Raw genomic sequence first — 25,730 nt, 5'->3', positions numbered from 1 at the left:
TGCCGCGACAAGTCGATCCTTTTGTCAAACCCGCGGTCTTCGAATAAACGCTGGGCAAGCTCAATCAACTCTGTAGACGCGGCCGGTTTGCACCCCCAGAATCGCGCGTTTGTAGGCCAGTGCCACTCTCCAGCCTTCGACCGGAACTACGCCGGGAAAGAACGAACCCATATGAGCTTCGGATTCCTTCAGGATCGTCGGACTCACCACATTGATGCGCAGTCCCTTGGGAAGTTCGACGGCGGCAGCCCGAACAAAACCTTCCAATGCGCCCGAGACGGTTGCACCCGCGACACCGGCGAAGATCGGTTCTTCATTAAGAACGCCCGAAACCAAGGTGAAAGATCCCCTTTCGTTGACGAACGGGATCGCCTCCTGAACCAGACTGATCTGGCCCATGAGCTTGCTTCCCAACGAGAACTGCCACTTTTCAGCGGTGAGTTCCGAAAGCGGAGCGAATGCGACTTCACCTGCTGCAATGGCCACGGCATCAAACGAGCCGACGGCTTGATAAAGCTTCCTGACACTTTCGCGGTTCTCGATCTCGACTTGGAAATCGCCTGACTTGCGTCCGACCTTGACGATCTCATGGCCGGCGCCGGCCATGGCCGTTTGAACCAGTTCCCCGATCTTTCCGTTTGCGCCAATTAGAACAATTTTCATGAAAGCTCCATTCTCCCCGCTTGGGGCTTGTTGTGCCGTCCGATCACCTCGGTTAATCCAAGTGTATGTTAGTTGACTGACTAATTACAATGCACATTTCGCTCCGCTCACTTCGGTCTTCGCCGTGTGGGCCTGCGGGTTCAGCCCGCCTGGCGTCTCACAAGCTCTGTATCCAACTCTTGAGGCGCTTGGTCTCCCTCGCCACCAGACCGGAGTCATGAAAGGTATGAGCCAGGACCGAAACGCCTTGCATGGCGGAAAGCAGGTGCACGGCAAGGCCGTTGGAGTCTTTCCCCTTTCCGAGTGCCCGAAACTGGCTCTCGATCCAGGCCAGGTGTTGAGCGAATATCTCGGTCGCTCTGGTGGCCACCGGGCCGCCCGCCTTGTGGAGCTCGGAGCAAAACGTCCCGACCTGGCAGCCGAGCTGCGCCAGGCAATCCTTGTTCTCGAAGACGCCTTGGACGCAGGCGCAAAGCCGATCCTTGGGCGATCCGGCTTCGTTCCATCGCTGCCGCTGCGCGGACAGCTTCGCCAGCCTCAGCTCGACGATCGCCTCGCCAATCTCGTCCTTGGTCTTGAAGTAATAATAGACGTTGCCAAGAGGAACCTTGGCTTCGCGCGCGATGTCGGCAAGCGAGGTGGCCTCGAACCCGTTCTGGTACGTCAATTCCACCGCCGCGCTAAGCAGCCGTGATCGCTTGTCGATATTTGTCCTAGCCATGTGCATAAGTCCGTCAACTAACTTGGATATGATGGGGACTGGCAAACCTGTCAAGTTTGCGGCTTTCTTCTGGCCAGCCACGATCCCTGATCCTGACGTACCCGATAGGGCGTTCGAGTGCGGGCATGTCGCTCGCTCCTCCATCGGCCCGCAGTCGATCGCCAAGAGCACGGGACCTCATGCGGTGTGTGGGAGCCGCGTTCTCCGGTTGGAGGCTCCAGAATTGACCGGCCATTTCCCAAGATCAGCAATAGTCAGACTTGCGCTCTGCCGCCATCGGCAAACAGTTCGATCCCCGTGACGAAGCTGGAGTCGTCCGAGCCCAGAAAGAGCGCGACCTTGGCGATCTCTTCGGGCTCCGCCATGCGGCCCATTGGGACGGTAGACACGATGCGCCCGAAGGCCTCAGCCGGCATGGCCGCCTTTAGCGACGCCGTAAGCACAGGTCCAGGGCTAAGAACGTTTGTGCGGATGTGCCGGTCCTTCAGCTCCACGGTCCAGGTTCGCGCGAATGAGCGAATTGCCGCCTTGGTCGCAGAGGCGACGCCGAAGTTGGGGGTGCCTTTGGAGCCCGCGGCCGCACCGGTCAGAATGATGGAAGCGCCATCGTTCAGAAGCGGGAGCGCCTTCTGGACGGTGAAGAGCAGCCCCCTGACGTTCGTATTGAAGATCTGGTCGTAGTGCTCCTCGGTGATACTTCCCAACGGGAGAGATCCGCCCAGTCCGGCATTCGTGAACAGGATATCAATTCGGCCTCTCGCTTTGACGCTCTCGTAGAGACGATCGAGGTCGGCCAGGTTCGACGCGTCGCCTTGAACGCCCGTGACGTTGCTGCCGATTGACGCTACGGCTTCGTCAAGCTCCTTGTGACGACGGCCTGTAATGAAAACATAGGCTCCCTCACTGGCGAACAGTTTTGCCGTGGCGAGGCCGATACCTTGCGTAGCTCCAGTAATGACAGCCACTTTCCCTTGTAGTTTACCCATCGTTCATTTTCTCTCTGCTGGGGCCCGAACAAACCGCACGAGCCGCGCCCGTTCGGAAGGCGACGCTGCCGGCCCTGATTGCTTCCAAGGCAGGATAGTGCGCCGAAGCGATAGACGTGACCGTGATGCGCGGCACGATACTTCGAATTTAATTCTGTGTTCTGAGCATGCGATCGACCGATCGGCTCATTTGCTTCAAAATAAATCCTGGCGCCAAGCGATTCATCATTTTGAGCTGATTCGCCTGACCTGGACGAATTTCAAACCGATCGGTTTGCATTCCTTTGACGGCGACTCGAACCATGTCTTCCACCGTCATGACAGAAGCGCCTTTCATGTCTTCAACATCAAAGTCACCCAAGAGTTCGGTTTGTGTCGCAGGCGGTGCCAGGTCAAATACCTTCACTTTGGTGTTCTTCAGTTGCACACGAAGAGACTCGGTGAACGAATGCAGACCGGCCTTGGTGGCGCAATAAACCGGTGAAATGGGCAATGGAACAAATGCTAAACTCGATGAAACGTTCATGATTGCCGCCTCTGATTTTGTTTTCAAATGCGGCAAGAATTGTTTCACCATGCGGATCGGCCCGCTCAAGTTGACTTCAATCTCTCGAGTGATGTCTTCGAGGCTTCCGGCTTTGTCGTGAACATTGATCTTGCGCATGATGCCGGCGTTGTTGATCAAAATGTTGAGCTCTGGAAATTGTTTGGTGACCTCTTCGTAAAGAGTGGCGATCGCTTCCGGATCGGAAACGTCGCTTTGAAAGGTGTGAATTTTTGGAAAGGCCGCTTTCGCACGGTCCATCTTGGCCTGATCGCGGCCCGTGATGAGAATCTTATTACCAAGCGCCGTGAGTTGTTTGGTGAGTTCGTAACCGATGCCGCTGGCGCCGCCGGTGATCAAAATCGTATTGCTCTTGAGTTTCATGGTTAAATACCCTTCCAAATCATGGGACCATCGACAAAGTTGCGAGGACGCTCTCCGCCGCTCGGCACAAACACAGCGTCCCCCGGATGCACGGCGAGACCGCGCGTCAGGGCGGCGTACGCCGTCCAGCCGTGCCCGGGATACGCGGCACGATCGGGATGATTGTCCTCGACCTTCCCGCATGACGTGATTGGGGGACTGATCGCGGTCGCTTCCGCGACGATCGGTCCGACCGAAGCCCGCTGGGCATAGTATTCGGCCTGCAGCGCGGTCGGCACGTGATCGATCGGCCCAGCGCGCATGCGGTTGAGCGGTGCCATGACGATGCGATTGGGCAGATCCGGTTCGCCCATGCGGACTGGGGTAAAGAGAGGCTGGACGGACATGACGGCGCTCCTGGACAAGGGATCAAGCGGTGACGACGATTTTGCCCGTTCGTTCGCCCGCCTCAATGAAGCGACGGACGTCAGCGATCTGTAAGTCAGTTGACTAACTAGGTGCGATATCCGAACCTGTCAAGCCTTGTATCCGAATGATGGAAAGGGGCCAGTACCCGCGACCAGGTGCCGCGCAAGAAAAACCCGCCGGGCGTCAACCGGCGGCCTCTCATCTCATCGTCCGGACGAGCGCCGGAGCGAGCTGACTAGAAACTCAAGCTGCCAAAATACCGGAGGAGTGAAAGATTCCCCGCCATTGGGTGGAGTTCTTCCAACGGCGGCTTGGCAGCGGCCGATAGCTCGATCGAAGAAGATCGCGACCGCAACATGGTGGTTACAACCACAATCAGAGCGGCAACCGCGATGGTCATGGCCCTGCCAGTTTTTGGCCGAGATTGCGCTTGGTGCGTCAAAGCATCCCTTGAACCCATTGGCTGGTCTCCCGTTGGCTGATTTGCGCCATCCAAATTGAACGGGACAGCGCTACGGCGGTATTTCAGCGCTCGGGAAGAGCGTTACGATTGTAGCCAAACATTAAAGCAAAACCCGCCGGCGTGAGCCGGCGCCCCTCACCTCTCCTCGTCCGGATAATGGCGAGCCCCAAGCGATTCCGTCCCGTTGCCTTAGCGCTGATGGCCGAGGGGCCGATACCCAAGGTTTTTGCCTGCATCGCCCGCGCGCTGGAGGATCTGAACAAAACGTGAGGCTTGCGCACCTTTCTGATCGAGCTTCCCGTTACCATGATCGTGAGTGGGGCCCAACTCTGGAAACCGAACATGCGAAAGCTGATCACGACGATAGCGTTGCTGGCCCTGGTCGACACTTCGGTGGCGATTGCGCAGACGGTTGGTTCGCGAAATCCGGCCCCAGCTCCGTTGATGAGCCCGAACCAGCAATCGATACCGGAGGCACCGATCGGGCATCGCCAGCCGCATGTTGATCAAGTGCCCTCGGAGAAAAACCTGATGGATGATCCGAACGATCCAATCAACCGAGAGAACGCGGAACTCGACCGCATGACCAAGGGCATTTGCCGCGGTTGCTAATAACTGGCCTTCTCACCTCTCCTCGTCCGGATGCGCCGACAGATACGGATCAATCTCCCGCTCTTCCGTGAGACACGCATTGGGGAAAACGGAAGTTGAAACGGGACGAATAGTGTCCTCCCCGCAACAACTTTTTTGTTCCTTTGCTGGAACAGCAGTTTTGATTCGCCTCGCTCCGCTCGCCAATGCAAGTCTCCCGTCACCGGGGCGGACGGGGCCATTTCGAAAGCACGCAATTTTGAGCCCGGTAGGCCGCCGGATATTGCCCGGCGGCCTTTTCAATTCTTGGCGGGCTGTCTTATTTACGCGCTCAGCCGCGTGAGGGATTGCGCCAACGCAAGCCCGACGAGTTGTCCTGATCGGCCGCGGTAGTGGCCGACAACGATCTCTACCTCAGCATAGGCAGTGAGCGCGCGGGCTTGAATGAGCGCGCCGGCCATTGTCTGAGGCTCGATATCGCAAGCCTCATAGGCCATCTTCTCGATCTCGTAAGCCGCTTCCCACTGGCTCGCCTTCGCGTCCGGTAAGCCTGATTGTTCGATCGCCGCCCCGCGTTCGGCTTCGTATTTCTCGGCAGTGTCAATCAGCCTTACGACCTTCTTGCCGAACGTCATCCGCCGATCGCAATGGAGGGTCCCCCGAGCAATAGCGGCTTTCGTTTCCTTGGAATTGAGAATTCGCCGGGCAATCGCGCACACTTTGTGCCATCCACGGTGGAAACATCGTGCAAGATTTCCTTGCCTTCGACGTCGCACTCGCCGGTGGTACAGCCGGCCCGGCGAGCCCTGCGCTCCCGATGAAACCGTTTTCCAATACCACGAAGTCGTCCGGAAACCGATGCGGGCCTAGCCTCTCGGCTAATCAACAACGGGGCTGGATCGTCATGGCCGTCATCCTCAGCGCGATTTACCGCCATTTCCTCAAGGCCGCCGTGTTCGGCATGGTGGCGACCCAGGGAGTGCGCCGATGATCGAGATCGTAACAGCGCTGCTGACCTGCCTCAGTGTCAGCGTTTTCCTAGCCCACGCCTTCGACGCTTATCGCACGGGCTAGAGCCACGGGGCCGAGGCCCCCACGCATTTCTATTTTTGAACCTTTTCCGGGGTTCGAGGACCTATCCACGAAGCGCGCGGTCCCCTATCCCCCGCTTCCCCAAAGAAAGCCCCGCAGCCCCCATGCGGGGTTTTCGCTTTTCGTGCGCGATATGGCGCCCTGGCGCGGCCGGGGAATCGTTTAAGCTGAGCCGGGCCGCGTAAATGTCAGAACCCTGCAAACCAGGATTTTGTTTCATGGACGATCAATCGAGATTCGAGCGTCCACCAAGACCTGATCGCCACTCTCGGAAGGCGCGTATCTTCGTCCTGACGTTACTAGCCGTCGCCTTAATCGTACCTTTGGGCGTTTACGAAACCATTCCTGTGAAGCAGCACAAAGCGACCGCACCACCACCACCGGATCCGACTTCTCAGGCGATCCATGACCTGCAGACGTCCCTGCAGCAAGCCGTCAATCAACTGAGGGTCCTTCAACAAACGGTCTCATCCGATCGGGCCGAGATTAAGCGGTTGTCCGACCAGGTCAACGCGCTGTCTGGCAAACTTGAAGCCCTGCAACAATCTATAGCAAGTGCTCAGCAGGCTCCTGTAGTTCAGCCAACAGAGCCACCAAGGCAAAAGCGCGCAACGGCCCGATAATCCGACGACGGAATCACCCCGCCAAGGGCCTGAAAGAGTCGCTGGTGCGGGTGGGATTTGGCTGTCAGGGTTTTGCCGGGCGATCCCGGCCGTCGCACGGCTCGCTACCGCTGCTTGCTGGTTGTCGGGTTAGAGCCCGGGTAATGTCCCCTGATCTTCCGACCAATCGATGACCTCGAACATCATTCCGCGCTTGATCATTTCCGCCTCGAGGTCAGCGGCGTGATGTCTCCAATCGGGGGTCTCACGAACGCGAAATTTAGTTTCCGATTCCTGCCGCTTCAGTGCATCGTCGGCCGCCATCGCGCCCTGGACGGCCTCGTACATCAAGGTCAGGCTGTCATTCGTGAACGCTTGATAGTTGATCGAACCTCACCCTTTTCGGCTAGGCTGCGATGCCCTGCTTGGGTACCACCGTCACGGTCCATCGTGTCGGAATGTTGGACCTATCTTCCTTAACTGCACGGATCATCCCCGTGACAGGCAATCCATTTAACATCAATCGCGCCCTTTCGCCCCCGGTATTGGGCGTAGCGGCGGCGCCGGGCCTATATCGGACTCGTGATTTCGATAGTTTGCACGCATCACCAATGGTCGCGGTAAGCGAAACCAGTCCCGCGACGATCCGCACCATATCAGGGCAGCGTTAATCAAAAATTTCCCATGTGAGTCACGTGCGCGGCTGGCGCGGCCTGGGTGGCTGTAGCTCTTTCGAGCCGACCCAATTATCAATTTTAGCATAGGACGCATATTGCCGAGCTTTTTCCATCAGAGCATCCCGCTCCCGGCTTGGCCGCATTGCATCGGCTTGCCGAGAGCACTCTTCCGCCATGCGCGCATAGTCCGCTGGATTCATTTCGTTCCCTGAATCTACCAATACGAATTTCTACAGTGGGATTCGGGGCGAAACTTTGCCGAAAATAGAGCGGTGGTGGGCGAACGCCGATCTCAATAAACCTGTTGACTGGCGATTCTGAAATCATTGCTTTGCGCGCGACGGTGATCGGTGGCACCCTTTCGGGCGCTGCGTTGATACGCCCACGAACGATTCCGAAAACCATCGCCCTGCGCGTCACCGTGATCGGCGGCAAGCCAACAAAAAGCTGCTAGGAAAAAACGCTAAGCATGCCCGATAAAGAGGTTCAAATTAATTTCCATGCCCCCGCAACCCTCAGAAAATGGCCATCAGTCAACAAGGAGCGCGTGAGCGCCGCCCTCGGCGCGCGTCCCTACATGATCATGGACGGCACCCTCGACGAGTGCATCCAACGGTTTATGTCGCAACCGGAATCCCAGCATCATTTGTACGAAATCCACACCGCGCCGCAGTCTGATCTGGTTAGCGCGATATTGTCGGCGGACCACGTCATCGAGCTGGCGCGCCTGAAGGATTTTCGAGGATCGTCCATTTCTCTGCACCCGAATGCCGCTCATCTCGAAGTCCTCGGCGACGCGAAGTTCTTCCGCAGCTTTGATAAGTGACGCCCCGATCGCGTCGACGGAAACGAACGAATTCTTGAATACACCTATTAAACGTTCGTCCTCATCTGATCGCTCAAAGGATTTTCCATTGGCCAGCACGCCTGCCCGTCGACTTCGTCAAGGCACTTCTGAACCATACCGACAAAGGCGTGACGGGCATCTATGCGCGCTGGCACACGTTCGAAGAGAAGCGCGAAGCCGTCATGGCGATTGAGGCGGCGGTGTTGCCGTTGATGCCGAAGGCAAATGCACTAGCCGCCTGAGCGCCTGCTTAGGCTGGCCCAACAGAGATGCCTATTTCGCGGGAGATCGACGCCACGAAGGTTTCGGTGTCGTAGCATTTCGGGCATTCGAAAGTCCGCGAATCGAAACCTGGACGTTCCGGCTCGATGATCCGCAAGGACATCATTGCTCCGCATTTTGGGCATCGAGGGCTCTTGATACGGTTTACGAACATTGCGTATCCCCCGTTAGGTCGTAACGACTGACGTTTATCGCTTCTCGAGGCAGGCGAACCATTGGAATTGTTTTGCGCAAATCGTTTGTTCTGAAGGTGACGAATGTATGCGCAGCGATCACGAATGTTCTCATAGCACCTCGCGAATGCGCAAAGGCGCACGCTATGGACAATCCCGACGTCACGGGGATAAGAAGCGGGATGGAATATCGAGGCGTAGAATATAGCATTGTCCAAGGCATCGAGCGCGGTACGTGGAGATGGACCGTATCGGTGCGCGCGGACGAAACTAAATCGGGCCTAACCAGTAGCAAACCCGACGCAGCGACCAAGGCCGAGAACGTGATCGACCGGACGTTTTGGCCGAACAAACGGCGGCGGCTTATTCCGTCAGGAAAAGCAGTAACGCGAACATGACAGTTCGGAACGTCAATTCGAACGCCCCAATCCCTTCTCAGCCAATGTCTTGATGCTCTGCAAAAGGATTTGCAGCGCGTGAGCATCTTCAACCTCGTCCGATCCCTCAACGAGCGTTAAAATGTTGCGAAGAGCTTCCTCAGGCGTCATGGCGCGGCCTCATGCTATAGCCCCTGCCAGACTTTATGTTCTCATAGCCCGTAGTGGCTGCGCAAGGCGAAGAGTCGCTTCGTCGCTTCATTTCAGAAAATGAACTTTACACCTAGCATCTTGGCGCGCCGCCAAACGACTTCGCAAACCCGATGTTGCCCGCCCTCGGAAAAAGCCAGTTCAAAGCGATCGGGGACAGCCGAGGCAACGATGACCTTCGCGCCGTGTGTTGAGATATCCAGAACTTGGCATTCGCAATGCGCGCGACCCTCGACCTTGATCCACGCCGATAGGTGGCGGGTTCTCCGAACTTCTCGATTTAAATGTCTTGCTTTCATTTGGGATAACAAAAAATTGGACTGAATTGGCCCAATCTGCTCTTCTATAATTAACAAAGACTATTTTTCACCGACCGGCGCCCCTGCCGGTCCTTTCTATTACGCGCCATCCGACACAAGCATTCCAATTGCAGATTTCGGATATTCGGCTTCATGCCTGCACGCTAGGCATTTCGCCGAAAAGGGATCACCGCGCGTGATATGCCGGTCGCGAGCGCCAATTGGCGTTGCGCTTAGTCTAAAGGATGGGCTGGCACGCGAAGTTTTCGGCAACGCTAGACCATTCGATTGTTGCAACATCAGCCAACCTCAATGAAGCACCTTGACAGTCCAATCCTTGGACTCTTGAAATGCCCTTGTCGTGATAACCAAGGGGGAACGAATGGGTCGCAATTTAAAAAAACAACCATACAGTCCAGAGGAAAAACGGATCGTTCAATTTATAGCGGAGCGTGACTCTGTTGGACGGCGCTGTTTTCACGGTGATGATCCGGTTGGTTTTATCTTGGCCAGCTATGGATGGCTCATAAAAGAACTCAAAAGATATCCTGAAAAGTTGCTGACCTACGAGGAATTGAAGTCCACGCGGGGGATCGGCTTTTCCCGTCAACATTTGCACCGCCTAGAATCTCAAAAACAATTTCCTGGCCGGGTGCAAATTGGAGACCATCATATCGGATGGCTCGCGGCAGAGATGGATGATTGGATAGAAGCAAGGGCGGCGGGGCGGCTGGGTTGGAAACCAAACGGCGTTAGGAAATGAGTCGCGTGATTATTTGTTTGTGACGATCACAAGCCGGTCCACATCTTCTCCGATGGTCACGCTCCTCGACGCCGCGCTCTACATCACCAAGCTGCCCAAGGCAGAACACGATGCGGATGAAGCAGGCCGCGATGGGCTGACTCCCGGCCCGGGGCAAGCTGCGGAATCATTCGTTGGCTGCGATGCTTTCTATCAGCGAAACAAACTGGCGTTGCACTGTTTGGTTTTTCATCGCGGCATAGGCCCGCAACAGCCGCAGGCTGAAAGCGCTATCCACAAACAGCAAGCTCTCGACCTCGCGCTTGCCATCGCTCGCGCGTTTTCCCAGACCGTCATCGTCAAGGAAAAACGTCACCGGGACATCAAGCGCCGTGGCGATCTGCTGCAAGCGAGACGCGCCAACCCGGTTGACGCCTTTCTCGTATTTCTGCACCTGTTGGAAGGTGATGCCGAGCTTGTTGGCAAGCCCCAATTGCGAGATATCAATCTCAACCCGGCGCAGCCGAATGCGCTTGCCGAGTTCAATGTCGTACTTGCCGCTCGACCGTGGATTTTTGAGGCCGCCGTTCGGTTTCTTTTTGCCGTTGCTGATAACGCTCAGTGTGGTTTTCCTTGCCATGGCCTTGGCCTCTCACATCCCTTAACTGCTGGTTGATTCCTAACGGGCATATTGCGCGGATTTCAACCTGTGAGACAATAGGGCTGTCATTGGAGGCGGCGAACATGAACGGAAATCGCTATTACGGGGTCCGCGTCGAGGGAGCAAAGACGGCGTTGGCTTTGGCTCTGCCCTGGCTATCGCGATATCCTACACTGCCAACCACTCGATACTTTGGGCAATCATCCGCGGGATTTTCGGCTGGCTGTATGTGATTTATTTCGCGTTGTTTCGGTCGTGATCAGCGTGCAATCGCACACAGCCCTGATGCGGCGGGGCGACCTGACAGGTACGGGCGTGTGTAACTTATATAGCATCACGACAAATCAGGCTGCGATCATCGCGCTATTCCGTCTCATGAACCGCTACGTCGGCAATCTGCCGCCGATGCCGGGTGTTTTCCCGGACTACCCGGCACCGGTGATCCGCAACGTCGACACCGACCGCGAGCTGACGATGATGCGCTGGGGAATGCCGCCGCCACCACGGGCCGGTGGATACCCGGTGACGAACATCAGGAATAGGTTCTCTCCGCACTGGCGGGCTTGGCTCAAGCCCTAGAACCGGTGCTTGGTGCCGTTCAATAGCTTGGTCGAATATGGGCCGGAGCCAAACCCGGAGACCAAGGCGGCCCGTGAACTGCTTGCCGAATACGCTGGATTAATATCCGCAGAGGTCGGCACCGCAGATGACAATAGCGTGCGCGACCGGTAGACTCATTTTTAGGGGGCAGAAAACATGGGCAACTGGAAAACGGAGCGGGACGCATTCGTCAATGAGACGATGGCCTTTGTTGAAGCCGTTTGTTCGCAGAGGCCGATCTCCACCACGGCAATCGTCACCCCGAAGCAACTGCCTGTTGGTATGCCCGAACATTTTCAGCAGCCGGTGCCGATCGTGTCAGGAACCTCTCAAGTAGTGTCCGATGAAACTGCCGAGCAGCCTCGGTTGGAGCCAATGAAGTGGAACGGATCGGCGCGTGAGGAAATCAGACAGCGCATCGCAACCTTCAAGGCGCATCAGCAGCGCTTTACCCGAGAACGGGAAGATTATGCGCTATCCACGCTGTTGCGGGTGCAGGGGGGCATCACCGCTCCTCGTCCGGATGCACCCAAACGTAAGGTGTGAACTGCCGCTCTTGGGTGAGCATGATCATATGGACGGGCGGCGCATATCGCCCCTTCTTGCATGACCGGCATTTCAGCGCGGCCTCAAGTTTCCAGATTGGCGTATCGCGCGGACGTGACGATGCCGCCGATAATGTGGTCCCGCAGACAGTTGCGCGCCCCTGAAATATGGATTGAGGATGCACTGTGCCGCACGGCCCGATGCCGATTGAGCGCATTGTGCCGGTGAAGTATAGCCGCAGGCGATGTAACTCCCCCCTATGCCGTAGACCTGTAAGCAGACCGGATAATCCGGGTTGTACGTCTGGGCCCGAGCTGGTGCCGTTTCCAAAAATGTCGCGGTCAACAAAATCGCCAAAGCCAAAATGCGCATCAGAGCATCCGCTGGGGTCGCCAGCGGCGAGCGCGAGGACCTACCCCGGAAAGGGCACAGCCCCAGCCATTACTGCCGCTTTGATGGACCGGGTCCAAGCTGTATTATGTTTACCGCGAAGCAGGAACCGATATTGCAGCTCCAATCCACACTGACTTGCCCCAAATGCAGCTATCAGGCCGTCGAGACGATGCCGACCGATGCCTGCCAGTTCTTCTATGAGTGCAAGGGCTGTGGCGAGCGGCTCAGGCCCCTCGCGGGCGATTGTTGCGTGTTCTGCTCTTACGGCTCAGCGCCGTGCCCGCCGATACAAAGCAACTTGCGTTGCTGCTTGGCAAACGTTCATTAAATGCCCCGAGGCCCTAAAGGGGAGCGCCGCCCCGCCAACGCCATGGGCCAGTACGCTTCAAAGCCTGTTCGAGCTTTTACAAAACTGGCGGTTATGCTGCGCAATATTCCAGCGGTGAAATTGGTGTTTGCCATATTTGCGGCGCTGCTGCGCAGCAACAAAGGGAGAGGCGAACCGCCCACTAACGAGTTTTTCGACGAAGCTCCCGGCGTGACCAGAAACGCCGTTGATCAGCATGCCGCTGTTTTGGAGCCGTCCAGCAGTCACGAAATTGCAGCACCAGAAACGAACGACCAATCCGAGAGAGAAAAGCTAATTCGCCGACGTTGGTCAGAGACCGGGATCAAAATGTGGAACCCCGATTTTCACGGTGCCGGATATGCGGTGCTAAACATTCAAGGACGGAGCGAGTTGCTGCCGCCCAAGCCCGGCAAGACGCTGCCCAGATATGACACGCTCGAATTCAAAGTGGCTCGGTCCAATGTCAACGGGCAAGCCGTGGACCTTATCGTCTGCGAAGGTGTTGTTGTCGATCCGCCAAAGCGGCAAGCCGGGCGTTTGACAGCAGGGGCAGCTATGACAATAATTGGAACCTAATGCTGTTCGGGCGGATGTACCCCAGCACGGCTGCGGGCCTCGGAGCGATCCGGGTGTGCCTGTCGGAAATCAAACACGCACAGACAGGTGATGAAGTCCGCCAAGAAATGGCTTAGGGAAAATGCGACCAACGGCATGTACCGTTCGCGGCGACGGCGCGTCCTTGTTGACTGAAAGGTGCGTGCGAGCCGCGTTATAGTAGGTCGCGTAAGATCGCAGCAGATGGCGAAGATGCCGCTCGCCGAACACGACAACGTGGTCAAGACATTCCCGCCGGATCGAACCGATCGCCCTTTCACAATACCCGTTCTGCCACGGCGATCGCGGCGCGGTCGGCCTATCCCGAATGCCCATCGCCCGAAGGCGGCGGATGAAGACGTCACCGTAGACGGCGTCGCGGTCACGAATGATGTATCGCGGTGCTGCGTTCCAACCATAGGCCTCGGTGAGCTGGCGCGAAATCCATTCCGCCGTCGGGTGCGCAGTCACTCCCAGCCACAGGATTTGGCGGCGATCGTGTTGCAGTATCAGCAACCCGTAGAGCAGTCGGAATGAGATTGTCGGAACCACGAATAGGTCCATCGACGCGATGCCGTCGGCGTGATTATCAAGGAACGTCTTCCACCCTTGGGACGGCGGTCGCCTTCCCCTCGCCATATACTTTGCAACGGTGGTTTGTCCGACATCGATGCCGAGCTTGAGAAGCTCGCCGTGAATCCGTGGTGCGCCCCATAATGGGTTGGCGAGACTTATCTCGCGAATGAGCTGACGGATCTCCAGCGGGGTCGTTGGACGGCCGCTGCGCGGTCTTGATTTCCAGCGCCAATACGCTCTGAAGCCGGCACGATGCCAGCGGATCACGGTCTCCGGCCTGACGATCTTCAAAGCGTCCAGCACGCCAGGTGCCAGCCGATACAACCCGGCAAATACCAACCGGTCGATACTGGTGAAGGTTAGTCGCTACGGCGATTTACGCCGCAGCACGTTGAGTTGATGACGAAGCGTCAAGATCTCAACTTGCAGCGACGCTCGCGACCGGAACAATCCGATCAGCGCCAACCAAATCAGGCTGCAAACATCTCTCATCAACCAAGAGCATCACCCAATTCGACTCCACTTGCTAGTCGGATTGAGTTTCCGACAATGACACCTCGTCCGTCGGGCTGCGAACATCGCGTCCGAGCACGCCATCCGCATCCGCTGCCCCAATGATCGTGACGGAGGGTGGCGGCACGGCCTCTTTCGGCGCCGCCTCAGGCCGCATGCGTTGCAAGGCGGCTCATCTCCCGCGTCACCAGTTCCCGATACGGGCCCCTGCCTTGCATGAGACGGTCGGGCGAGCCATCTTCGATGATCCGGCCGCCCTGCAGCATGACCACCCGGTCGAAACCGCGCAGCGTCGCAAGACGGTGGGCGATCGCAATGACGGTGCGCCCGCGCATCAGGCGTCCGAGCGCTTCGCGTATAGCTTCCTCGGATTCGCTGTCAAGCGCCGCGGTCGCTTCATCCAGCAGCAGGATCGGCGCGTCCTTCAGGAACGCGCGCGCAATGGCAATGCGCTGCCGCTGGCCGCCAGAAAACTTGACGCCGCGGTCGCCAACTTGCGTCGCCAAACCTTCCGGCAGCGTCTCGACAAAATCGCAGCGCGCGGCGATCGCTGCGCGCAGCACCTCGTCGTCAGTCGCAGTTGGCCGTCCATATCGGATATTTTCCATGATCGATCGATGGAAAAGCGAGATGTCCTGCGGTACCACCGAGATCGCCTGACGCAGGCTTTGCTGCGTCACCCTCGAGATGTCCTGGCCATCGATCATGATACTGCCGTCCCGGACGTCGTAGAACCGCTGCAGCAGCACGAACAGACTGGATTTGCCGCCGCCGGACTGACCGACCAGCCCAACCCTTTGCCCTGGTTGAAGACGAAGGCTGAATCGGTCGAAGACCTTCAGGCCACCGGGATAGCGAAACGACACGTTATTAAAGGCGATGGCGGCGCCGCTCTTTACCAGCGGTTCGGCTTTCGGATGGTCGCGCAGTTCGTGTGGAAGCAACAGCGTGGCAATAGCTTCGGTCAACCGGGCAACATGCTGGGTCACATCGACCAGTGCCACTGCGAGATCGCGCGTGGCGCTCAAAATGGAAAGTCCCAACGTACAGACCAGCACGACGTCGCCAGTGGTGGCGCCGCCGCGCTGCCATAGTACGATAACCCAGGCCAGCAACCCGATTGTCAGCGCGACCGTAGTCGCGGCGTGGGTGATTCGCAGCTTTTCGAGATAACGGAGGCTGCGTCCTCGCGCCGTCAATTCCCGGTTGACGGTGGCGTCAAATCGGTTGTGCTCGAAGCTGAGGCCGCAAAACGCCCGCACCAGCGGCATGTTGTTGATGACATCGACCATCTCGCCGTCGACGGCAGCGGCCTTGTTGGCGAAATCGTCGTGCAAAGGCTTGCCGGCGGCCGCCAGATGAAACATCGCAAATACCATCGCACCGGCGACAACGATCAATCCTCCCGCCATCAGCGGACTCACGGTGCCGATCAACGCAATTGCCGCGACAGTCGCGATGCATGGCGGCAGCACGTTCCAGACGAACATATTTTCAACGGTGAAGACGGCATTGGATGTGGCCGTAATGCGGCTGGTCAGCATTCCCGGCAGCCGGTCGGAGAAATAGTTTGGTGCGTGCCCGGTCAGGTGGCGGAAGATGTCGCGGCGGAGATCACCCGTCACGCCCACAAACGTGAAGCTCGCCGTCCAGCTGGCGATCCGCCATAGAAAATTATCCGCTGTTATCAGCGACATAAGTAAAACGAATGCCAGCCATACACCGCCCGCGCGGGCCGGCCCGGCTGACAAACCATCGACCAGATACTTCACGCCATATTGCGTGCCTACCGAACAAGCAACCGCTACAATAACTGATGTGAGGATGACGACATGCGATGCAAGACGCTGGCGGAGATAGCGCAGTATGAACGGAAGCGGACGATTGGCGTATCCTGAAAGATTGTCCATGTGGCTGCAGCCTACGGCCCGATCGCAATTCAAGCAGCGGCTTGTGCCGACAATCCAAACGTTCTTGCTGAGCAGCCCCCGTTCCGTTCGTCCAAGGGGCGTCAGACCACAACATCTGAATTTGGGGGTTGAGCACGCGAGACCGCTGCTACGTGGATCCAATAGACCGCGGCGCAAATGGTTCCTCTGAGTCTTCCATTTACTTCCGCAGATCCGGTCCATATGACCATAGGGGTCACAGATATTGCGCGCCTGCAAGGATCTCGGCCTCAGCTCGTGCTGGCATGACTACAATTGATGGAAACGTCAACATCAGGCAACCGCCTCAGTGGAATGAAGTCCCCACTGCTACATCACGAACGCACCGTGGAAGCCGCCTAGGAATCAAATAGCCCGTCGAATTCCGGCCAAGCCCTTAGAACCTGCCCGGCCCTCGCCCTGATGACATCTGGAGCGGTGGGCGCGACTAACAACACGACGCCGTAAGGCACAAAGAGTGCCGAGACAGATCTCCACCCCTGGGCTTGGAGCATGGCAGTGGCCTTCTCCTCACCGCCAGGCTCATGCGGCCGGATCCTCGATGAAATTTTCGCCGGTCTTCCAACGCCGCCGTTCTCGGTGGAAGAAAAGGAGCAGCTTGCCAAGAACGTCTACGCTCATGTTTGGCAGCAAGCAGTCAGGGGCGACTTCTCAGCGGCTGCTTGATTGCTCCTGGAGGAACAGATCGCATCTTACTTTGCGGCCGCATTTGGGGATCGATTTGGGGACTTGCGAACTCCAAGATATCGCGGAGGCACAACATAGGAGCCCGCATTATAACCTTGATCCAGATGCGTATTAACGCCTAGCGGGCTTAGAAAGGTGTCTGCGCTATGGCGGAAACTCCGGTCTACTCACCCGCAGCGTCGGCTGTGACCCTGGAGCAGGTTAAAAGTCCCAATCGCTAGAGCTGCTATCATCCTTTGCATTTGCGATCTCCATCCATGAGCGGCAAACGCTGGATTCACGAGATCACAACTTTTTGGGCACTAGCGCCCGATCAACCAGACGTCCTACGCTCTCCATCGCAGCTGACCGCGTTTTATCTACTCCGGTTCTGACGTTGTTTTCGTCTAAGCGGACCGTCCACTTCCATGTGCCAGGCTTAATGCCTCGGACAATGCTATATTCTTTTCCACGATACTGCATTTCAAGTTAACGGACGATGCGATCAGTAGTTCGGCAAGACTACACTGCTGATTTGCGGGGCAGAGAGATCGTCTAGCTAGGACCCGCCCGTTGCCAGCTCGCTCTGACCAACTTGCGTCGGATGCCAGGCCGAACCTCAATTGGAACAGAAAACGAAGGCGAGAGCATACGGTTTGAGAGGCAAGCCGGAACCTCTGCCCAAGCATCCTGTTAGAATAAAAGTCACCGGTTGGAGCGGATCATGCGCTACGTTTTGAGCTTTGTGGTGGCTGCGACTGTATTGGGCGCTACCCAAGCCAGTTCAGAAGAAGTTGGCCTTGGAGTTAGTGTTCGTTGGGTAGACAACGGCGTCTCGGTAGGGACAAGCCAAAACAGTTGTTACGATACGGACTGGAACACGGCCGCGATCAAAGAAGGAGAATGGGAACCCCCAGAGATGATCGCAATTATCGAGAGAAATCGCGAAGACCGCGAGCGTAAGGTAGTAATGGACCGCTAGGCTACTATGATTATCTCGGACCCGCCTACGGTGGCTATCGCTCCTACGCTGTATAACAAAATCCGGATCGGAAGGGAGGTGCGTCCATCGTTACGGACCCCTACGATCCCGACTCCCGCACCCATTAAGCGGCGAATTAGTTGATGCTTGAGGCCTTGGCGTCGAGAGACGGCGCAATTGCTTTTGTGGCCCGCGTGAAACCGAATTACCAGGCGCTTGTTTCACAATCGAGGTGGATGGGAAGAGCAATAATTATCGCGTGGCAGTCTGGCGTTACGCATCGAATTAAACTCGCTAACGTCGCAATAAGGGCAATGGAACAAGACGAACCTGTTCAGTCGGCGTTAGCATTTGGAACAAATGGCTTTTCAGCTGTTTGGTCCCCCAAAGGGGATGTCTCATGGTGCTTGACACTACCGTCGAACGGGTGACCAACCGGGTATGGGGCATCTTCTCCTCTCTCGATCACGGCATTGCCGAGAATAACAATCGCCGGGCGTTACTTAGGGCGTACATCGCTTCGCTTGCCGAGCGCGGAGAGCACAATGCCGACAAGCTCACGGTTGACGGCCTTGTGTATTTGAAGAATCTCACTTCCCACAAGAAGAAGCCGGTTAAGCGCAGGGCTTGATAGCAATATCCCTGCCCGATCGTCGGCGACGGGTTGCGCCGGGTGTGCCTGTCGTAAATCAAATCCGGACATATTGATGATGCAACCCGCCCAGTACAGATCGACAATTGATGTACCCTGCCCTCTCGACAGCCGGCTCGGCGGGAACGACCGCGAGCTTGGCCCTTGCCTCGGCGCGGTCCGCCGCAGCCGTCACGTCGGGCGATGGCTTCGGTTTCTTGACAGTAGCGCGATCCGCCTGCGCCCTTATCGCAGCCTTCACGGCGGCGGCAGGTGATCCGAGATCGGCAATAATCCGGGCCTGATCCAGCGGCGGTGTTTTGCTCACGAACGCTGCGGCCTGCGCAATCGGGACCTCACCGCGTTTGACAGCATCGACAACGGTAGGAATAGCGTCACGTTTGAGTGCCTTGGTGTTCGATATGGTGCGCGGCGAAACCTTGCCCACCTTGGCGACGACTGCAATCGTTGCAGCTTGAACGGGCCGACGGCCGCCACCATGCGGAATGGAGGCCAACTCAACGACGCTTGGTCACTTCTGGAGGTGAAAGCTCCAGGAAGGTTGAAGCTCGCGAGCAATCCCGTTTTCTGTGCCGTGGTGAAGAGCGTCCTCGACGCCGACGGCAAAGAAGTCGCAGCGTGGAACGGTCCTATGCCGAGCGTACTGCAGGGCGATGCGGTCGAAGAGATGGAGATCTCCTGGGAGCGACGGGACAACGAGCTTCTCCCGACACCGCTATCGCAAGATCAAAGTGTTGGACTTGGTGAGTTGTTGAGAGGACGAAATAATCCCGCTGCTTGTTTCGATTTGGCGCAGTCGAAACGAGGCCAACTGCATGCTTTTCTGTATCCGACGGAAACTCAATTCCGAAAGCAAGGCGATTCTTGGTTGTTCGTTCTTGCCGCAGGTAAGCGTAATGCGTTCTACCCCAGCAAGAAGGATCCAGGGCGCGTTGATGCCTTTATCATAAAAACGCTTCGAGCCGGTCACCGGGATTTGATTTCGCGAGCGCCTGCGATTGCCGGCTTGGCGGCCAAATCGGTTGCCCTTGTGGGCGCTGGCGCGGTCGGCGCCCCTCTTGCCATCGAATTGGCTCGCAACGGCATCGGTGAACTTGGACGCCGATCGAGCGCCAGACCCCACGCCGAAGAACACGCGTGTTCGATACCGTCCCTCGGCACAGCTTGCGTTCAGCGCTGATAGGACAGCAAAGCTAACTTGATCAGCATCATCGCCAGCGACACATGAAGCGACACATGACAAGCTATCGGGGATCGTTGGCCCCGACACTGGGCAACGCACCAGCGCCTGATTAAGGCCGTGCGTCCCATGGCAAGGCAGGCGCGGCTACGTTCGACACCGCTCGACGCAGCAAACCTCCACGCAAACGCAACGCAACGGCGAGCCGTCGAGGGACACCTTGGCGGCTTTTGCGCGTGGGAATCATGCTCTAGTCTTCGTCCGGCTCGCGCACGACCGGCGGTTCGTCGGCGCGGTCCTCTTCGTCCTCGTCCTCTTCGTCTTCATCAGGATCTCGGGGCGGCATCGTGTTGCCCATCACGAAGGGACTCCAGTCGATCAACCTGGTGGAAAATTCCTTGCGGATGTGTGGGGTCATGTTGTTGCTTCTCCAAGGCAAGGCATCATCGAAGCAGTCGCGCTGTGTTAGCGACGGCCTCAGCCAACATTGCATTCAACTGTGACTTGGTGAGTTCCTTAGGCTGCCTCACTACTGACTTGCGCGTAGACACAACCTTATGAACCGGGCGAGCACAGGCCGCCAAGAGCGCTGACTTTCGCTTCGGCACCGACACGATCTTGGGTTTGGCCGTGGGCGGCTTGTGGCCGCGCTTCAAGCCCATGCGCAGCAACTTGGCGCACACCGCGTTGCGGCTGTGCCCTAGTCGAGTGGCGATCTGCGCGGCGCTGTGGCCGCTGGCCCAGAGTTTTTTGAGGAGTGCAACGCTGGCGGCATCCCACATGGGGACATCACCTTACACCCAACGGGCGAAAAATCGCAACTCAGGTCTTAAAGCGCATCCGGCGCGCTGGCTACTTCGCCTTCGCTGTATCTGAGGCCAACGAATGTGCCATCCCTTGAATTTAATCTGATCGGTAGTGACCGGTGTCGCCAGGGGGGCCGGCATGGCGTACACCATCCGGCTCCGGTGAAACGGGACCAAACCGCTTATACCCCACCGTTGCTGCGTGGGGCGGCCGTTGGCTTGCTAAGTCTGCTGCGCAACGAGGGAGGCAGTGTGGGGACCTCGATGGCGCAGACAATTCAGGAGCGCCGTGACCAATTTCACGTTCTGCGGCTTGTCGATTCCTTCAACGCGGCTGTGGTTTCCTTCCTCGATCAGGCTCGCGCAGTGTTCCTGCAGCACACCGGTGACCCATCTGCAGCGGAGCAGTTGGCCTGGCAGGCGCTCGAGAACTTGCGGCAGCAGCAAGCATCGTCACTTGCCTATCTCGATGTGTTTTTGATCTTGGCCGTGGTGACGCTGGTGCTGGCACCCGTCGTGCTGTTGATGAAACGCTCGGTGGCTGAGAAAGGCGCTCACATCGGTCACGAATAAGGTGTGCCTGCCGGATCCTGCGCGCCGACGAGGTGACGGAACGATGTCGCCTATTGTTGAGGGTTTCGGATGCCGGCCGATCGCAGCGATGCGGCTTGCACCGTGGCCGGCGTCCGAAAGCCTTCAATGAAGGAACCCGCGGGAAATGGCAGGCGGTGGCGCCGCGAGCGCCGAGGGCTATGGAGGTTTGCGCACGACGGAGCTGACCGCGCCGCCAGCCCCTCCCGCGTGAGCGGGTTCGTTCATTGGCACTTTTCCGACGTCGCCGAACACGCAGTCCATGTCCGTTCACGGGGAGGTAAAACAGACATTGCGACGGGTGCTAACATCACGGGCGACATGACGGCATCGTCGATTTCGCAGGTCATCCGATGCCGGGCTGGCGCGGACGCACCCCGCGCGCCGGTAGGTCGGGCCTCGGGGACCTTACTTTTTTGAGCGGGCGTCGCGCGCGATCTGGGATGGGTTGATGATCACGGCGGCCGGTGAACGCGGGCGCGTCGGCGCGCTGGGGAGCGCCCTCGGCTGATTTGCTATACGAACAAGGGTGGCCTCGAAGGCCAGGCCCGGCGCTTGTTTGGCAGTTCCAGTGCATGATGCCGTCGTCGGGGTGGATTTCCCGGTCAGCGTCAAATTGACGTCATCGATGCCGATGCCGAAAACGGATGGTTGCCCCGGCGTGTGCCGCTCCGTGGCAATGAAAGCTGTGAATTTATCTCCGTCTACAACGTATGACCCGGTGTAGGCGAGCCCGGTGTCTCCGCCGGCCACTTTCCCGTCGTTGAGCTCAATAACGCCGGTTCCTTCACCCTGCATAACGCCAGTTCCTTCTTGGTGCCGGGTTCTAAACCAAGCAGAATAACTGCCGTTTCGCAGCATGCGCCACCTAAAGTCGTGTGTAGATATTCGTGATATAATAGCATCTATAGGTTGCCGGATGGTTTACCGGTGGGCTTTGCTTTTAAGTCTAATGCAACGGGCCTTGCCGCGGCGGCCCCGGACCCTCGCTGATCTCAATCTCCGCGTCGTGAACATGCGCCGGCATTTGGGCTAGATCGCGCATGCGGGCAACGCTCCGCAGACCGGGCATTTGTTGAGATGATCGGCCTCGGTTCGATCTCGCAGCCCACCGGGATCAAGCGCATCGACCTGGAGCTTAGGAAGCGGCACGGCCTAGGGGAACAGCCCGCGCCGTGCACCCGCCTTGCGGAGCGCGCCCGAACGCGCACTGACTGTTGACCACATTGCGTTGGGCTCTATTATTTGGCGCACAATGGGGGGCCGTGCGATGCCAAAAACTAGCGAGGCGGTCACACGCGTCGATCTGTACGAGGCGGTCTACCAGAAGGTAGGACTGTCCCGAACTGAATCATCCGCTTTTGTTGAACTGGTCTTGCAAGAGATCACCGACTGCCTGGAGAAGGGCGAGACGGTGAAGCTGTCTTCGTTCGGGTCATTCATGGTACGCGAAAAAGGCGGACGTCTCGGGCGCAATCCCAAGACCGGCATCGAGGTGCCGATCTCTCCGCGACGCGTGGTGGTGTTCAAGCCCTCGGCTATCATGAAACAGCAGATCAACAGCCAGCCACCCGGTAGCGGCGCGGTCGCGGGCGCGGAAACCCGGTCGTCCTTGGCGGGCGGCTGAAACTGCAGCGCGGTCAGGCGCAGCGGCGATTGCGAAGCGCGGTCGGCCGACAAAGTAAACCGCCTCGGTTGGCAACAAAATACCGCCTTACTTCACCCTGCCACACTTAAGCACGGCTGCGGTACCGACGTTTGGGTCTGCCCCCGCAAGGTCTCATAGCATTCGCAGGACAAGGCTTTGACCGCTTCGAGATCGATGATCTTGATCAGGCCACGCGAACAAACGATTGCACCAGCCGCCTCTATTTTAATGGACGTCTCCGTGACCGTCGTGCGGCGAACCCCGAGCATCTGAGCGAGAAATTCGTGCGTGAGCATGATCGTGTCGCTCTCGGCTCGGTCACGGGTTTGCAACAGCCACCGGCAGAACCTCGCCTCGAACCGATGCAGCGCATTACACGCCGCTCCGATCCGCGCTTGTGTGAGCAGACCTTCGTTACTGCGTAGACAGAGATCGGCAATCACTTTGCTGGAGGAGACTGCCTTCCTAAATTCGGTTGAGGCGATCTTTCTGGCGAACATCGGCAGTTGGGCGATGACTCTCACCTGCCATTTACTGGGGCCAATTCCGCACATAGGGCCGACGACGCCTTCGCACCCCACGGTGCCGGTCTCGATGGCCTTGCCATCGCGCATGACGGCCAACAGCGAGACCGCGCCGGACATCGGGAAATAGACGTGATCGACATCGACGCCCGGCTCGCAAAGGACGGTACCTTGAGCGAATTTCATTGTTACGAAATGTGGAATGAGAAACTGGAGGTCTTGAGGCGGAAGTTCCGCCAGCAACTTATTGCTGCGCGGGTCCGGATCGATTGCATGCACGGCTCATTCCCCCCTGTCGATCTAGGACTGATACCTGCGGGGATAGATGTGTCGTCCGAGAAACGTCGCCCCCGCGCCTTTAAAAGGTAAGCCTACACAACCAAGGCTCGGGTTTGTCCTGCGCTATCTTGTCACTGCTCCGATGCCAACGAGGCTATACGGGCTATCCGCAGGTCCGACGCGCAGAGGAGTGAGCATTTGCCGCCGTCGTCGCTGGCAAAGCAGGTCGCCTTCGTGAATTGAATCATGATCGCGATCTCATTCGAGACCTTGTCCGCAATCGGCTTGGCCAATTTTAGATCGCAAGCCGCGTTCGATGATGTAGCGCCCGCGAATTGCGCGAGCAGCGCGGGCGGCTGCGACGAGTACCTCTGTTCTTTCCGTTATGTTGGCGGATTTCCTCGGGTCGAGGATGATCAGGCCTGGCGTAGGTTCGGTCCTCCGCTTGAGTCCGTTATGCGCGCCAAACCAGACGTCCGCTGACCACTCCGGATTTATGGGTTCACGCCCTAGTTCTAATGATTTCGGGGTGGCGTGAGATGATCCGCTTTTTCATGTCGGCAGATCGCCTCACATTCGACGCCGCGTTTGAAGACAGGTAAGCATGTTGCGAGCGCGAATGAAATGCTGCGGGGCAGCAGACAAAATGAGACTAAAAGTCAAGAACGGGTGCGCCCGCGGCCTGTCGCCAGCCTGATATCCGCTAGTCTCCTGTCCTCGGCCGACTGAATTCATACGGATTTGAAGTCGAGGCCGAAATCGGATTGGCGAAACGCTGCGCGCACAAAGAACGCGCAACACAATCGACCGGGGAGGACAAAATGGTCATGCGGACTATCGGCGCCGTCGCGCTGGGCTGGCTTATGCTGGCGGACGGCGCACAGGCTCAGGAAAAGATCAAGGTCGGCGTCACGGCGACCCTGGAAGGCACCTACACGGTACTCGGCGAAGACGGCATCCGCGGCCTGCAGACCGCCTTGAAGAAATACGGCACCAAGGTTGGCGGCAAGGAACTGGAATTCATCATCGCCTCGACCGACGCCACGCCCGACTCGGCGGTGCGCGCCGCACGCAAGCTGATCGAACAGGACAAGGTCCAGCTGATGATCTCGCCGCTGTCCGGCGACGAAGGCATCGCGGTCAAGAATTTCGCCAAGACGCATCCCGAGATCACGTTCATCAACGGCGGCTCGGGTGCCCAGGAAACGACTTACGTCGATCCGGCCCCCAACTTCTACCGTTTCAACATGGACGGCGCGCAGTGGCAGGCGGGCCTCGGAAACTACATCTACAAGACCAAGGGCTATAAGAAGATCGCCACGGTCGGTGAGGACTATTCCTTCGTCTACACCCAGGTTTTCGGCCTCGTGCTTGAATACTGCGCCGCCGGCGGCCAGGTCACCAATCGCCAGTGGGTGCCGCTTGGCACCAAGGATTTCGCCTCGGTCATCGCCGCGATGCCTGACGACGTGGACGCGATCTATCTCGGCCTGGGCGGCGGCGACGCCGTCAACTTCCTCAACCAGTATCAGCAGGCGGGCGGCAAGGCGCATCTGATCGGCGGCTCGATCATGGTCGACCAGACGATCCTTTCGGCCAAGGGCAACGCCAAGAACGCATTGATCGGCACGGTGGCGGCCAGCGGCCAGGGCGATACGTGGGATGCACCGAGCTGGCAGGCTTTCGTGAAGGCCTATCAGGACGCGTTCCCGCCGGAGAAGCGCTTTCCGAGTCCGTCCCTGCTCGCGACCAATTATTATGGCGCCACGCAGGCCTTGATGGAGGCGCTCGCAAAGGTCAATGGCGACCTCAGCGACGGCCAGAGGAAACTCCGCGAAGTGCTCAACACGCTGGTGATCCAGGCGCCCAACGGCGAAATCAAGCTCGACAACAATCGCCAGGCGATCGGCACGAATTTCGTGACCGAGGTCGTCGATGACGGCAAGGGCAATTTGGTCAGCAAGGTTGTCGCGGTCGTGCCGAACGTCAACCAGACGCTGGGCTACGATCCGGCGGTCTTCGCCAAGATCGGTTTGCCAAGCCGCACTGTTCCGGAGTGCAAGAAGTACTGACTTCGCAAGCCAAGTGCGCCGGCTGCGCATGCGCCGAGCCACAACGAACCTGAGCCGGGCGGGGGGTGACCTGTTACCGCCCCCCGGC

At 58.0% G+C, this 25,730-nt stretch carries 35 protein-coding genes and 2 pseudogenes; 17 read left to right on the top strand and 20 right to left on the bottom strand.

The features are described from left to right. Positions 1-60: 60 nt before the first annotated feature. From B5527_RS19970 to B5527_RS45765, 5 genes are all read right to left on the bottom strand, one after another. Positions 61-663 (bottom strand): short chain dehydrogenase, encoded by a 603-nt coding sequence (locus tag B5527_RS19970; protein ID WP_079603055.1) that lies wholly within the window; start codon positions 661-663, stop codon positions 61-63. 157 nt (positions 664-820) lie between these two features. After that, complete coding sequence (locus tag B5527_RS19965) at positions 821-1,384, bottom strand: TetR/AcrR family transcriptional regulator (RefSeq protein WP_172842611.1); 564 nt, start codon at positions 1,382-1,384, stop codon at positions 821-823. Between the two features lie 254 nt (positions 1,385-1,638). Then, positions 1,639-2,370, bottom strand: a complete 732-nt coding sequence (locus tag B5527_RS19960) for an SDR family NAD(P)-dependent oxidoreductase (RefSeq protein ID WP_079603053.1) — start codon at positions 2,368-2,370, stop codon at positions 1,639-1,641. Between the two features lie 148 nt (positions 2,371-2,518). Next, positions 2,519-3,298 (bottom strand): SDR family oxidoreductase, encoded by a 780-nt coding sequence (locus B5527_RS19955; RefSeq protein WP_079603052.1) that lies wholly within the window; start codon positions 3,296-3,298, stop codon positions 2,519-2,521. Between the two features lie 2 nt (positions 3,299-3,300). Continuing rightward, positions 3,301-3,684 carry a hypothetical protein gene (locus B5527_RS45765; protein WP_197689322.1) on the bottom strand — a complete coding sequence of 128 codons (384 nt, stop codon included), beginning with the start codon at positions 3,682-3,684 and terminating at the stop codon, positions 3,301-3,303. Positions 3,685-4,511: 827 nt separating this feature from the next. Between B5527_RS45765 and B5527_RS19945 the strand changes: the two genes are divergently transcribed. Next, positions 4,512-4,781, top strand: a complete 270-nt coding sequence (locus B5527_RS19945; protein WP_079607388.1) for a hypothetical protein — start codon at positions 4,512-4,514, stop codon at positions 4,779-4,781. 302 nt (positions 4,782-5,083) lie between these two features. Here B5527_RS19945 and B5527_RS19940 read toward each other — a convergent pair whose 3' ends face one another. Then, entirely contained in the window at positions 5,084-5,395 is a 312-nt protein-coding gene (locus B5527_RS19940) for a hypothetical protein (protein ID WP_079603051.1), read from the bottom strand. Between the two features lie 110 nt (positions 5,396-5,505). Between B5527_RS19940 and B5527_RS44255 the strand changes: the two genes are divergently transcribed. After that, positions 5,506-5,751: a hypothetical protein gene (locus tag B5527_RS44255; RefSeq protein WP_154072394.1), complete on the top strand. Its 246-nt coding sequence runs from the start codon at positions 5,506-5,508 to the stop codon at positions 5,749-5,751. Between the two features lie 319 nt (positions 5,752-6,070). Beyond that, positions 6,071-6,475 (top strand): hypothetical protein, encoded by a 405-nt coding sequence (locus B5527_RS44250; RefSeq protein WP_154072393.1) that lies wholly within the window; start codon positions 6,071-6,073, stop codon positions 6,473-6,475. Between the two features lie 129 nt (positions 6,476-6,604). On the opposite strand, the gene B5527_RS19935 is transcribed toward B5527_RS44250, so the two are convergent. After that, positions 6,605-6,802 (bottom strand): hypothetical protein, encoded by a 198-nt coding sequence (locus B5527_RS19935; protein WP_245332659.1) that lies wholly within the window; start codon positions 6,800-6,802, stop codon positions 6,605-6,607. A gap of 633 nt (positions 6,803-7,435) precedes the next feature. Between B5527_RS19935 and B5527_RS44245 the strand changes: the two genes are divergently transcribed. Further along, positions 7,436-7,585, top strand: coding sequence for a hypothetical protein (locus tag B5527_RS44245; protein WP_154072392.1), 150 nt, complete (start codon positions 7,436-7,438; stop codon positions 7,583-7,585). Between the two features lie 15 nt (positions 7,586-7,600). Further along, the gene (locus tag B5527_RS19930; protein ID WP_245332658.1) at positions 7,601-7,957 is read left to right on the top strand and encodes a hypothetical protein; all 357 of its coding nucleotides are present in this window, start codon (positions 7,601-7,603) and stop codon (positions 7,955-7,957) included. A gap of 886 nt (positions 7,958-8,843) precedes the next feature. On the opposite strand, the gene B5527_RS44240 is transcribed toward B5527_RS19930, so the two are convergent. Further along, positions 8,844-8,981, bottom strand: a complete 138-nt coding sequence (locus tag B5527_RS44240) for a hypothetical protein (protein WP_154072391.1) — start codon at positions 8,979-8,981, stop codon at positions 8,844-8,846. A gap of 92 nt (positions 8,982-9,073) precedes the next feature. Next, positions 9,074-9,319 (bottom strand): PilZ domain-containing protein, encoded by a 246-nt coding sequence (locus B5527_RS47710; RefSeq protein WP_079603049.1) that lies wholly within the window; start codon positions 9,317-9,319, stop codon positions 9,074-9,076. 382 nt (positions 9,320-9,701) lie between these two features. On the opposite strand from B5527_RS47710, the gene B5527_RS19920 reads away from it, so the two are divergent. After that, a complete protein-coding gene (locus B5527_RS19920; RefSeq protein ID WP_079603048.1) occupies positions 9,702-10,082 on the top strand; it encodes a helix-turn-helix transcriptional regulator in 381 nt (126 codons plus the stop codon). Positions 10,083-10,248: 166 nt separating this feature from the next. Here B5527_RS19920 and B5527_RS19915 read toward each other — a convergent pair whose 3' ends face one another. Continuing rightward, positions 10,249-10,701, bottom strand: a complete 453-nt coding sequence (locus B5527_RS19915) for a helix-turn-helix domain-containing protein (protein ID WP_079603047.1) — start codon at positions 10,699-10,701, stop codon at positions 10,249-10,251. A 336-nt stretch (positions 10,702-11,037) separates the two neighbouring features. Between B5527_RS19915 and B5527_RS19910 the strand changes: the two are divergent. Together B5527_RS19910 and B5527_RS19905 are read left to right on the top strand one after the other, a co-directional pair. Beyond that, positions 11,038-11,367, top strand: a pseudogene (locus B5527_RS19910) (SOS response-associated peptidase family protein); the annotation flags it as partial. A gap of 111 nt (positions 11,368-11,478) precedes the next feature. Further along, positions 11,479-11,868, top strand: a complete 390-nt coding sequence (locus tag B5527_RS19905) for a hypothetical protein (protein ID WP_079603046.1) — start codon at positions 11,479-11,481, stop codon at positions 11,866-11,868. 72 nt (positions 11,869-11,940) lie between these two features. Here B5527_RS19905 and B5527_RS19900 read toward each other — a convergent pair whose 3' ends face one another. Continuing rightward, the gene (locus B5527_RS19900; RefSeq protein WP_079603045.1) at positions 11,941-12,240 is read right to left on the bottom strand and encodes a DUF3551 domain-containing protein; all 300 of its coding nucleotides are present in this window, start codon (positions 12,238-12,240) and stop codon (positions 11,941-11,943) included. A gap of 106 nt (positions 12,241-12,346) precedes the next feature. Here B5527_RS19900 and B5527_RS46435 point away from each other — a divergent pair, with 106 nt between their 5' ends. Then, positions 12,347-12,589, top strand: a complete 243-nt coding sequence (locus tag B5527_RS46435; protein WP_425305084.1) for a GDCCVxC domain-containing (seleno)protein — start codon at positions 12,347-12,349, stop codon at positions 12,587-12,589. A gap of 42 nt (positions 12,590-12,631) precedes the next feature. After that, complete coding sequence (locus tag B5527_RS47375) at positions 12,632-13,186, top strand: hypothetical protein (protein WP_197689321.1); 555 nt, start codon at positions 12,632-12,634, stop codon at positions 13,184-13,186. A gap of 69 nt (positions 13,187-13,255) precedes the next feature. Here B5527_RS47375 and B5527_RS46425 read toward each other — a convergent pair whose 3' ends face one another. From B5527_RS46425 to B5527_RS19880, 3 genes and pseudogenes are all read right to left on the bottom strand, one after another. Then, complete coding sequence (locus tag B5527_RS46425; protein WP_245332657.1) at positions 13,256-14,083, bottom strand: integrase core domain-containing protein; 828 nt, start codon at positions 14,081-14,083, stop codon at positions 13,256-13,258. A 253-nt stretch (positions 14,084-14,336) separates the two neighbouring features. After that, positions 14,337-14,450: pseudogene (locus B5527_RS46420) on the bottom strand (PRC-barrel domain-containing protein); the annotation flags it as partial. Beyond that, on the bottom strand, positions 14,440-16,203 hold the full coding sequence (locus tag B5527_RS19880; RefSeq protein WP_079603043.1) for an ABC transporter ATP-binding protein: 1,764 nt from the start codon (positions 16,201-16,203) through the stop codon (positions 14,440-14,442). The gene B5527_RS19880 and the pseudogene B5527_RS46420, both read right to left, overlap by 11 nt. Before the next feature lie 531 nt (positions 16,204-16,734). Between B5527_RS19880 and B5527_RS44220 the strand changes: the two genes are divergently transcribed. The 3 genes from B5527_RS44220 to B5527_RS19875 all read left to right on the top strand — a co-directional run bounded on the left by B5527_RS44220 (position 16,735) and on the right by B5527_RS19875 (position 18,521). Continuing rightward, entirely contained in the window at positions 16,735-16,908 is a 174-nt protein-coding gene (locus tag B5527_RS44220) for a hypothetical protein (RefSeq protein ID WP_154072389.1), read from the top strand. A gap of 724 nt (positions 16,909-17,632) precedes the next feature. Beyond that, complete coding sequence (locus tag B5527_RS44215) at positions 17,633-17,890, top strand: hypothetical protein (RefSeq protein ID WP_154072388.1); 258 nt, start codon at positions 17,633-17,635, stop codon at positions 17,888-17,890. A gap of 400 nt (positions 17,891-18,290) precedes the next feature. Then, positions 18,291-18,521: a hypothetical protein gene (locus tag B5527_RS19875; RefSeq protein ID WP_079603042.1), complete on the top strand. Its 231-nt coding sequence runs from the start codon at positions 18,291-18,293 to the stop codon at positions 18,519-18,521. A gap of 58 nt (positions 18,522-18,579) precedes the next feature. On the opposite strand, the gene B5527_RS19870 is transcribed toward B5527_RS19875, so the two are convergent. Continuing rightward, positions 18,580-18,969: a hypothetical protein gene (locus B5527_RS19870; RefSeq protein WP_079603041.1), complete on the bottom strand. Its 390-nt coding sequence runs from the start codon at positions 18,967-18,969 to the stop codon at positions 18,580-18,582. Positions 18,970-19,083: 114 nt separating this feature from the next. Here B5527_RS19870 and B5527_RS44210 point away from each other — a divergent pair, with 114 nt between their 5' ends. Then, the gene (locus B5527_RS44210) at positions 19,084-19,722 is read left to right on the top strand and encodes a hypothetical protein (protein WP_154072387.1); all 639 of its coding nucleotides are present in this window, start codon (positions 19,084-19,086) and stop codon (positions 19,720-19,722) included. Positions 19,723-19,972: 250 nt separating this feature from the next. On the opposite strand, the gene B5527_RS45400 is transcribed toward B5527_RS44210, so the two are convergent. Together B5527_RS45400 and B5527_RS19860 are read right to left on the bottom strand one after the other, a co-directional pair. Then, positions 19,973-20,140 carry a hypothetical protein gene (locus tag B5527_RS45400; protein WP_172842610.1) on the bottom strand — a complete coding sequence of 56 codons (168 nt, stop codon included), beginning with the start codon at positions 20,138-20,140 and terminating at the stop codon, positions 19,973-19,975. A gap of 25 nt (positions 20,141-20,165) precedes the next feature. After that, positions 20,166-20,504 (bottom strand): GcrA family cell cycle regulator, encoded by a 339-nt coding sequence (locus B5527_RS19860; RefSeq protein WP_079603039.1) that lies wholly within the window; start codon positions 20,502-20,504, stop codon positions 20,166-20,168. Positions 20,505-20,792: 288 nt separating this feature from the next. On the opposite strand from B5527_RS19860, the gene B5527_RS19855 reads away from it, so the two are divergent. Continuing rightward, positions 20,793-21,101 carry a hypothetical protein gene (locus B5527_RS19855; RefSeq protein ID WP_079603038.1) on the top strand — a complete coding sequence of 103 codons (309 nt, stop codon included), beginning with the start codon at positions 20,793-20,795 and terminating at the stop codon, positions 21,099-21,101. 426 nt (positions 21,102-21,527) lie between these two features. On the opposite strand, the gene B5527_RS19850 is transcribed toward B5527_RS19855, so the two are convergent. After that, on the bottom strand, positions 21,528-21,917 hold the full coding sequence (locus B5527_RS19850; protein ID WP_245332656.1) for a GrlR family regulatory protein: 390 nt from the start codon (positions 21,915-21,917) through the stop codon (positions 21,528-21,530). 457 nt (positions 21,918-22,374) lie between these two features. Between B5527_RS19850 and B5527_RS19845 the strand changes: the two genes are divergently transcribed. Next, on the top strand, positions 22,375-22,746 hold the full coding sequence (locus B5527_RS19845; RefSeq protein WP_079603036.1) for an integration host factor subunit alpha: 372 nt from the start codon (positions 22,375-22,377) through the stop codon (positions 22,744-22,746). A gap of 92 nt (positions 22,747-22,838) precedes the next feature. Here B5527_RS19845 and B5527_RS19840 read toward each other — a convergent pair whose 3' ends face one another. After that, a complete protein-coding gene (locus tag B5527_RS19840) occupies positions 22,839-23,570 on the bottom strand; it encodes a Crp/Fnr family transcriptional regulator (protein ID WP_079603035.1) in 732 nt (243 codons plus the stop codon). A gap of 131 nt (positions 23,571-23,701) precedes the next feature. Continuing rightward, the gene (locus B5527_RS44205; protein WP_154072386.1) at positions 23,702-23,863 is read right to left on the bottom strand and encodes a hypothetical protein; all 162 of its coding nucleotides are present in this window, start codon (positions 23,861-23,863) and stop codon (positions 23,702-23,704) included. 528 nt (positions 23,864-24,391) lie between these two features. Between B5527_RS44205 and B5527_RS19835 the strand changes: the two genes are divergently transcribed. Beyond that, a complete protein-coding gene (locus B5527_RS19835) occupies positions 24,392-25,642 on the top strand; it encodes an ABC transporter substrate-binding protein (RefSeq protein ID WP_079603034.1) in 1,251 nt (416 codons plus the stop codon). The last annotated feature ends 88 nt before the right edge of the window (positions 25,643-25,730 follow it).

Origin of the sequence: Bradyrhizobium erythrophlei (genome assembly GCF_900129425.1) — a bacterium.
GTDB lineage: Bacteria > Pseudomonadota > Alphaproteobacteria > Rhizobiales > Xanthobacteraceae > Bradyrhizobium > Bradyrhizobium erythrophlei_C.
This window is presented reverse-complemented; position numbering and strand designations above follow the sequence as displayed.

Coding starts and splice junctions, on each gene's coding strand:
- B5527_RS19970 (WP_079603055.1), bottom strand. CDS start 663: ATGAAAATTGTTCTAATTGGCGCAAACGGAAAGATCGGGGAACTGGTT.
- B5527_RS19965 (WP_172842611.1), bottom strand. CDS start 1,384: ATGGCTAGGACAAATATCGACAAGCGATCACGGCTGCTTAGCGCGGCG.
- B5527_RS19960 (WP_079603053.1), bottom strand. CDS start 2,370: ATGGGTAAACTACAAGGGAAAGTGGCTGTCATTACTGGAGCTACGCAA.
- B5527_RS19955 (WP_079603052.1), bottom strand. CDS start 3,298: ATGAAACTCAAGAGCAATACGATTTTGATCACCGGCGGCGCCAGCGGC.
- B5527_RS45765 (WP_197689322.1), bottom strand. CDS start 3,684: ATGTCCGTCCAGCCTCTCTTTACCCCAGTCCGCATGGGCGAACCGGAT.
- B5527_RS19945 (WP_079607388.1), top strand. CDS start 4,512: ATGCGAAAGCTGATCACGACGATAGCGTTGCTGGCCCTGGTCGACACT.
- B5527_RS19940 (WP_079603051.1), bottom strand. CDS start 5,395: ATGACGTTCGGCAAGAAGGTCGTAAGGCTGATTGACACTGCCGAGAAA.
- B5527_RS44250 (WP_154072393.1), top strand. CDS start 6,071: ATGGACGATCAATCGAGATTCGAGCGTCCACCAAGACCTGATCGCCAC.
- B5527_RS19935 (WP_245332659.1), bottom strand. CDS start 6,802: ATGTACGAGGCCGTCCAGGGCGCGATGGCGGCCGACGATGCACTGAAG.
- B5527_RS19930 (WP_245332658.1), top strand. CDS start 7,601: ATGCCCGATAAAGAGGTTCAAATTAATTTCCATGCCCCCGCAACCCTC.
- B5527_RS44240 (WP_154072391.1), bottom strand. CDS start 8,981: ATGACGCCTGAGGAAGCTCTTCGCAACATTTTAACGCTCGTTGAGGGA.
- B5527_RS47710 (WP_079603049.1), bottom strand. CDS start 9,319: ATGAAAGCAAGACATTTAAATCGAGAAGTTCGGAGAACCCGCCACCTA.
- B5527_RS19920 (WP_079603048.1), top strand. CDS start 9,702: ATGGGTCGCAATTTAAAAAAACAACCATACAGTCCAGAGGAAAAACGG.
- B5527_RS19915 (WP_079603047.1), bottom strand. CDS start 10,701: ATGGCAAGGAAAACCACACTGAGCGTTATCAGCAACGGCAAAAAGAAA.
- B5527_RS19905 (WP_079603046.1), top strand. CDS start 11,479: ATGGGCAACTGGAAAACGGAGCGGGACGCATTCGTCAATGAGACGATG.
- B5527_RS19900 (WP_079603045.1), bottom strand. CDS start 12,240: ATGCGCATTTTGGCTTTGGCGATTTTGTTGACCGCGACATTTTTGGAA.
- B5527_RS46435 (WP_425305084.1), top strand. CDS start 12,347: ATGTTTACCGCGAAGCAGGAACCGATATTGCAGCTCCAATCCACACTG.
- B5527_RS47375 (WP_197689321.1), top strand. CDS start 12,632: ATGGGCCAGTACGCTTCAAAGCCTGTTCGAGCTTTTACAAAACTGGCG.
- B5527_RS19880 (WP_079603043.1), bottom strand. CDS start 16,203: ATGGACAATCTTTCAGGATACGCCAATCGTCCGCTTCCGTTCATACTG.
- B5527_RS44220 (WP_154072389.1), top strand. CDS start 16,735: ATGGCAGTGGCCTTCTCCTCACCGCCAGGCTCATGCGGCCGGATCCTC.
- B5527_RS44215 (WP_154072388.1), top strand. CDS start 17,633: ATGCGCTACGTTTTGAGCTTTGTGGTGGCTGCGACTGTATTGGGCGCT.
- B5527_RS19875 (WP_079603042.1), top strand. CDS start 18,291: ATGGTGCTTGACACTACCGTCGAACGGGTGACCAACCGGGTATGGGGC.
- B5527_RS45400 (WP_172842610.1), bottom strand. CDS start 20,140: ATGACCCCACACATCCGCAAGGAATTTTCCACCAGGTTGATCGACTGG.
- B5527_RS19860 (WP_079603039.1), bottom strand. CDS start 20,504: ATGTGGGATGCCGCCAGCGTTGCACTCCTCAAAAAACTCTGGGCCAGC.
- B5527_RS19855 (WP_079603038.1), top strand. CDS start 20,793: ATGGCGCAGACAATTCAGGAGCGCCGTGACCAATTTCACGTTCTGCGG.
- B5527_RS19850 (WP_245332656.1), bottom strand. CDS start 21,917: ATGCAGGGTGAAGGAACCGGCGTTATTGAGCTCAACGACGGGAAAGTG.
- B5527_RS19845 (WP_079603036.1), top strand. CDS start 22,375: ATGGGGGGCCGTGCGATGCCAAAAACTAGCGAGGCGGTCACACGCGTC.
- B5527_RS19835 (WP_079603034.1), top strand. CDS start 24,392: ATGGTCATGCGGACTATCGGCGCCGTCGCGCTGGGCTGGCTTATGCTG.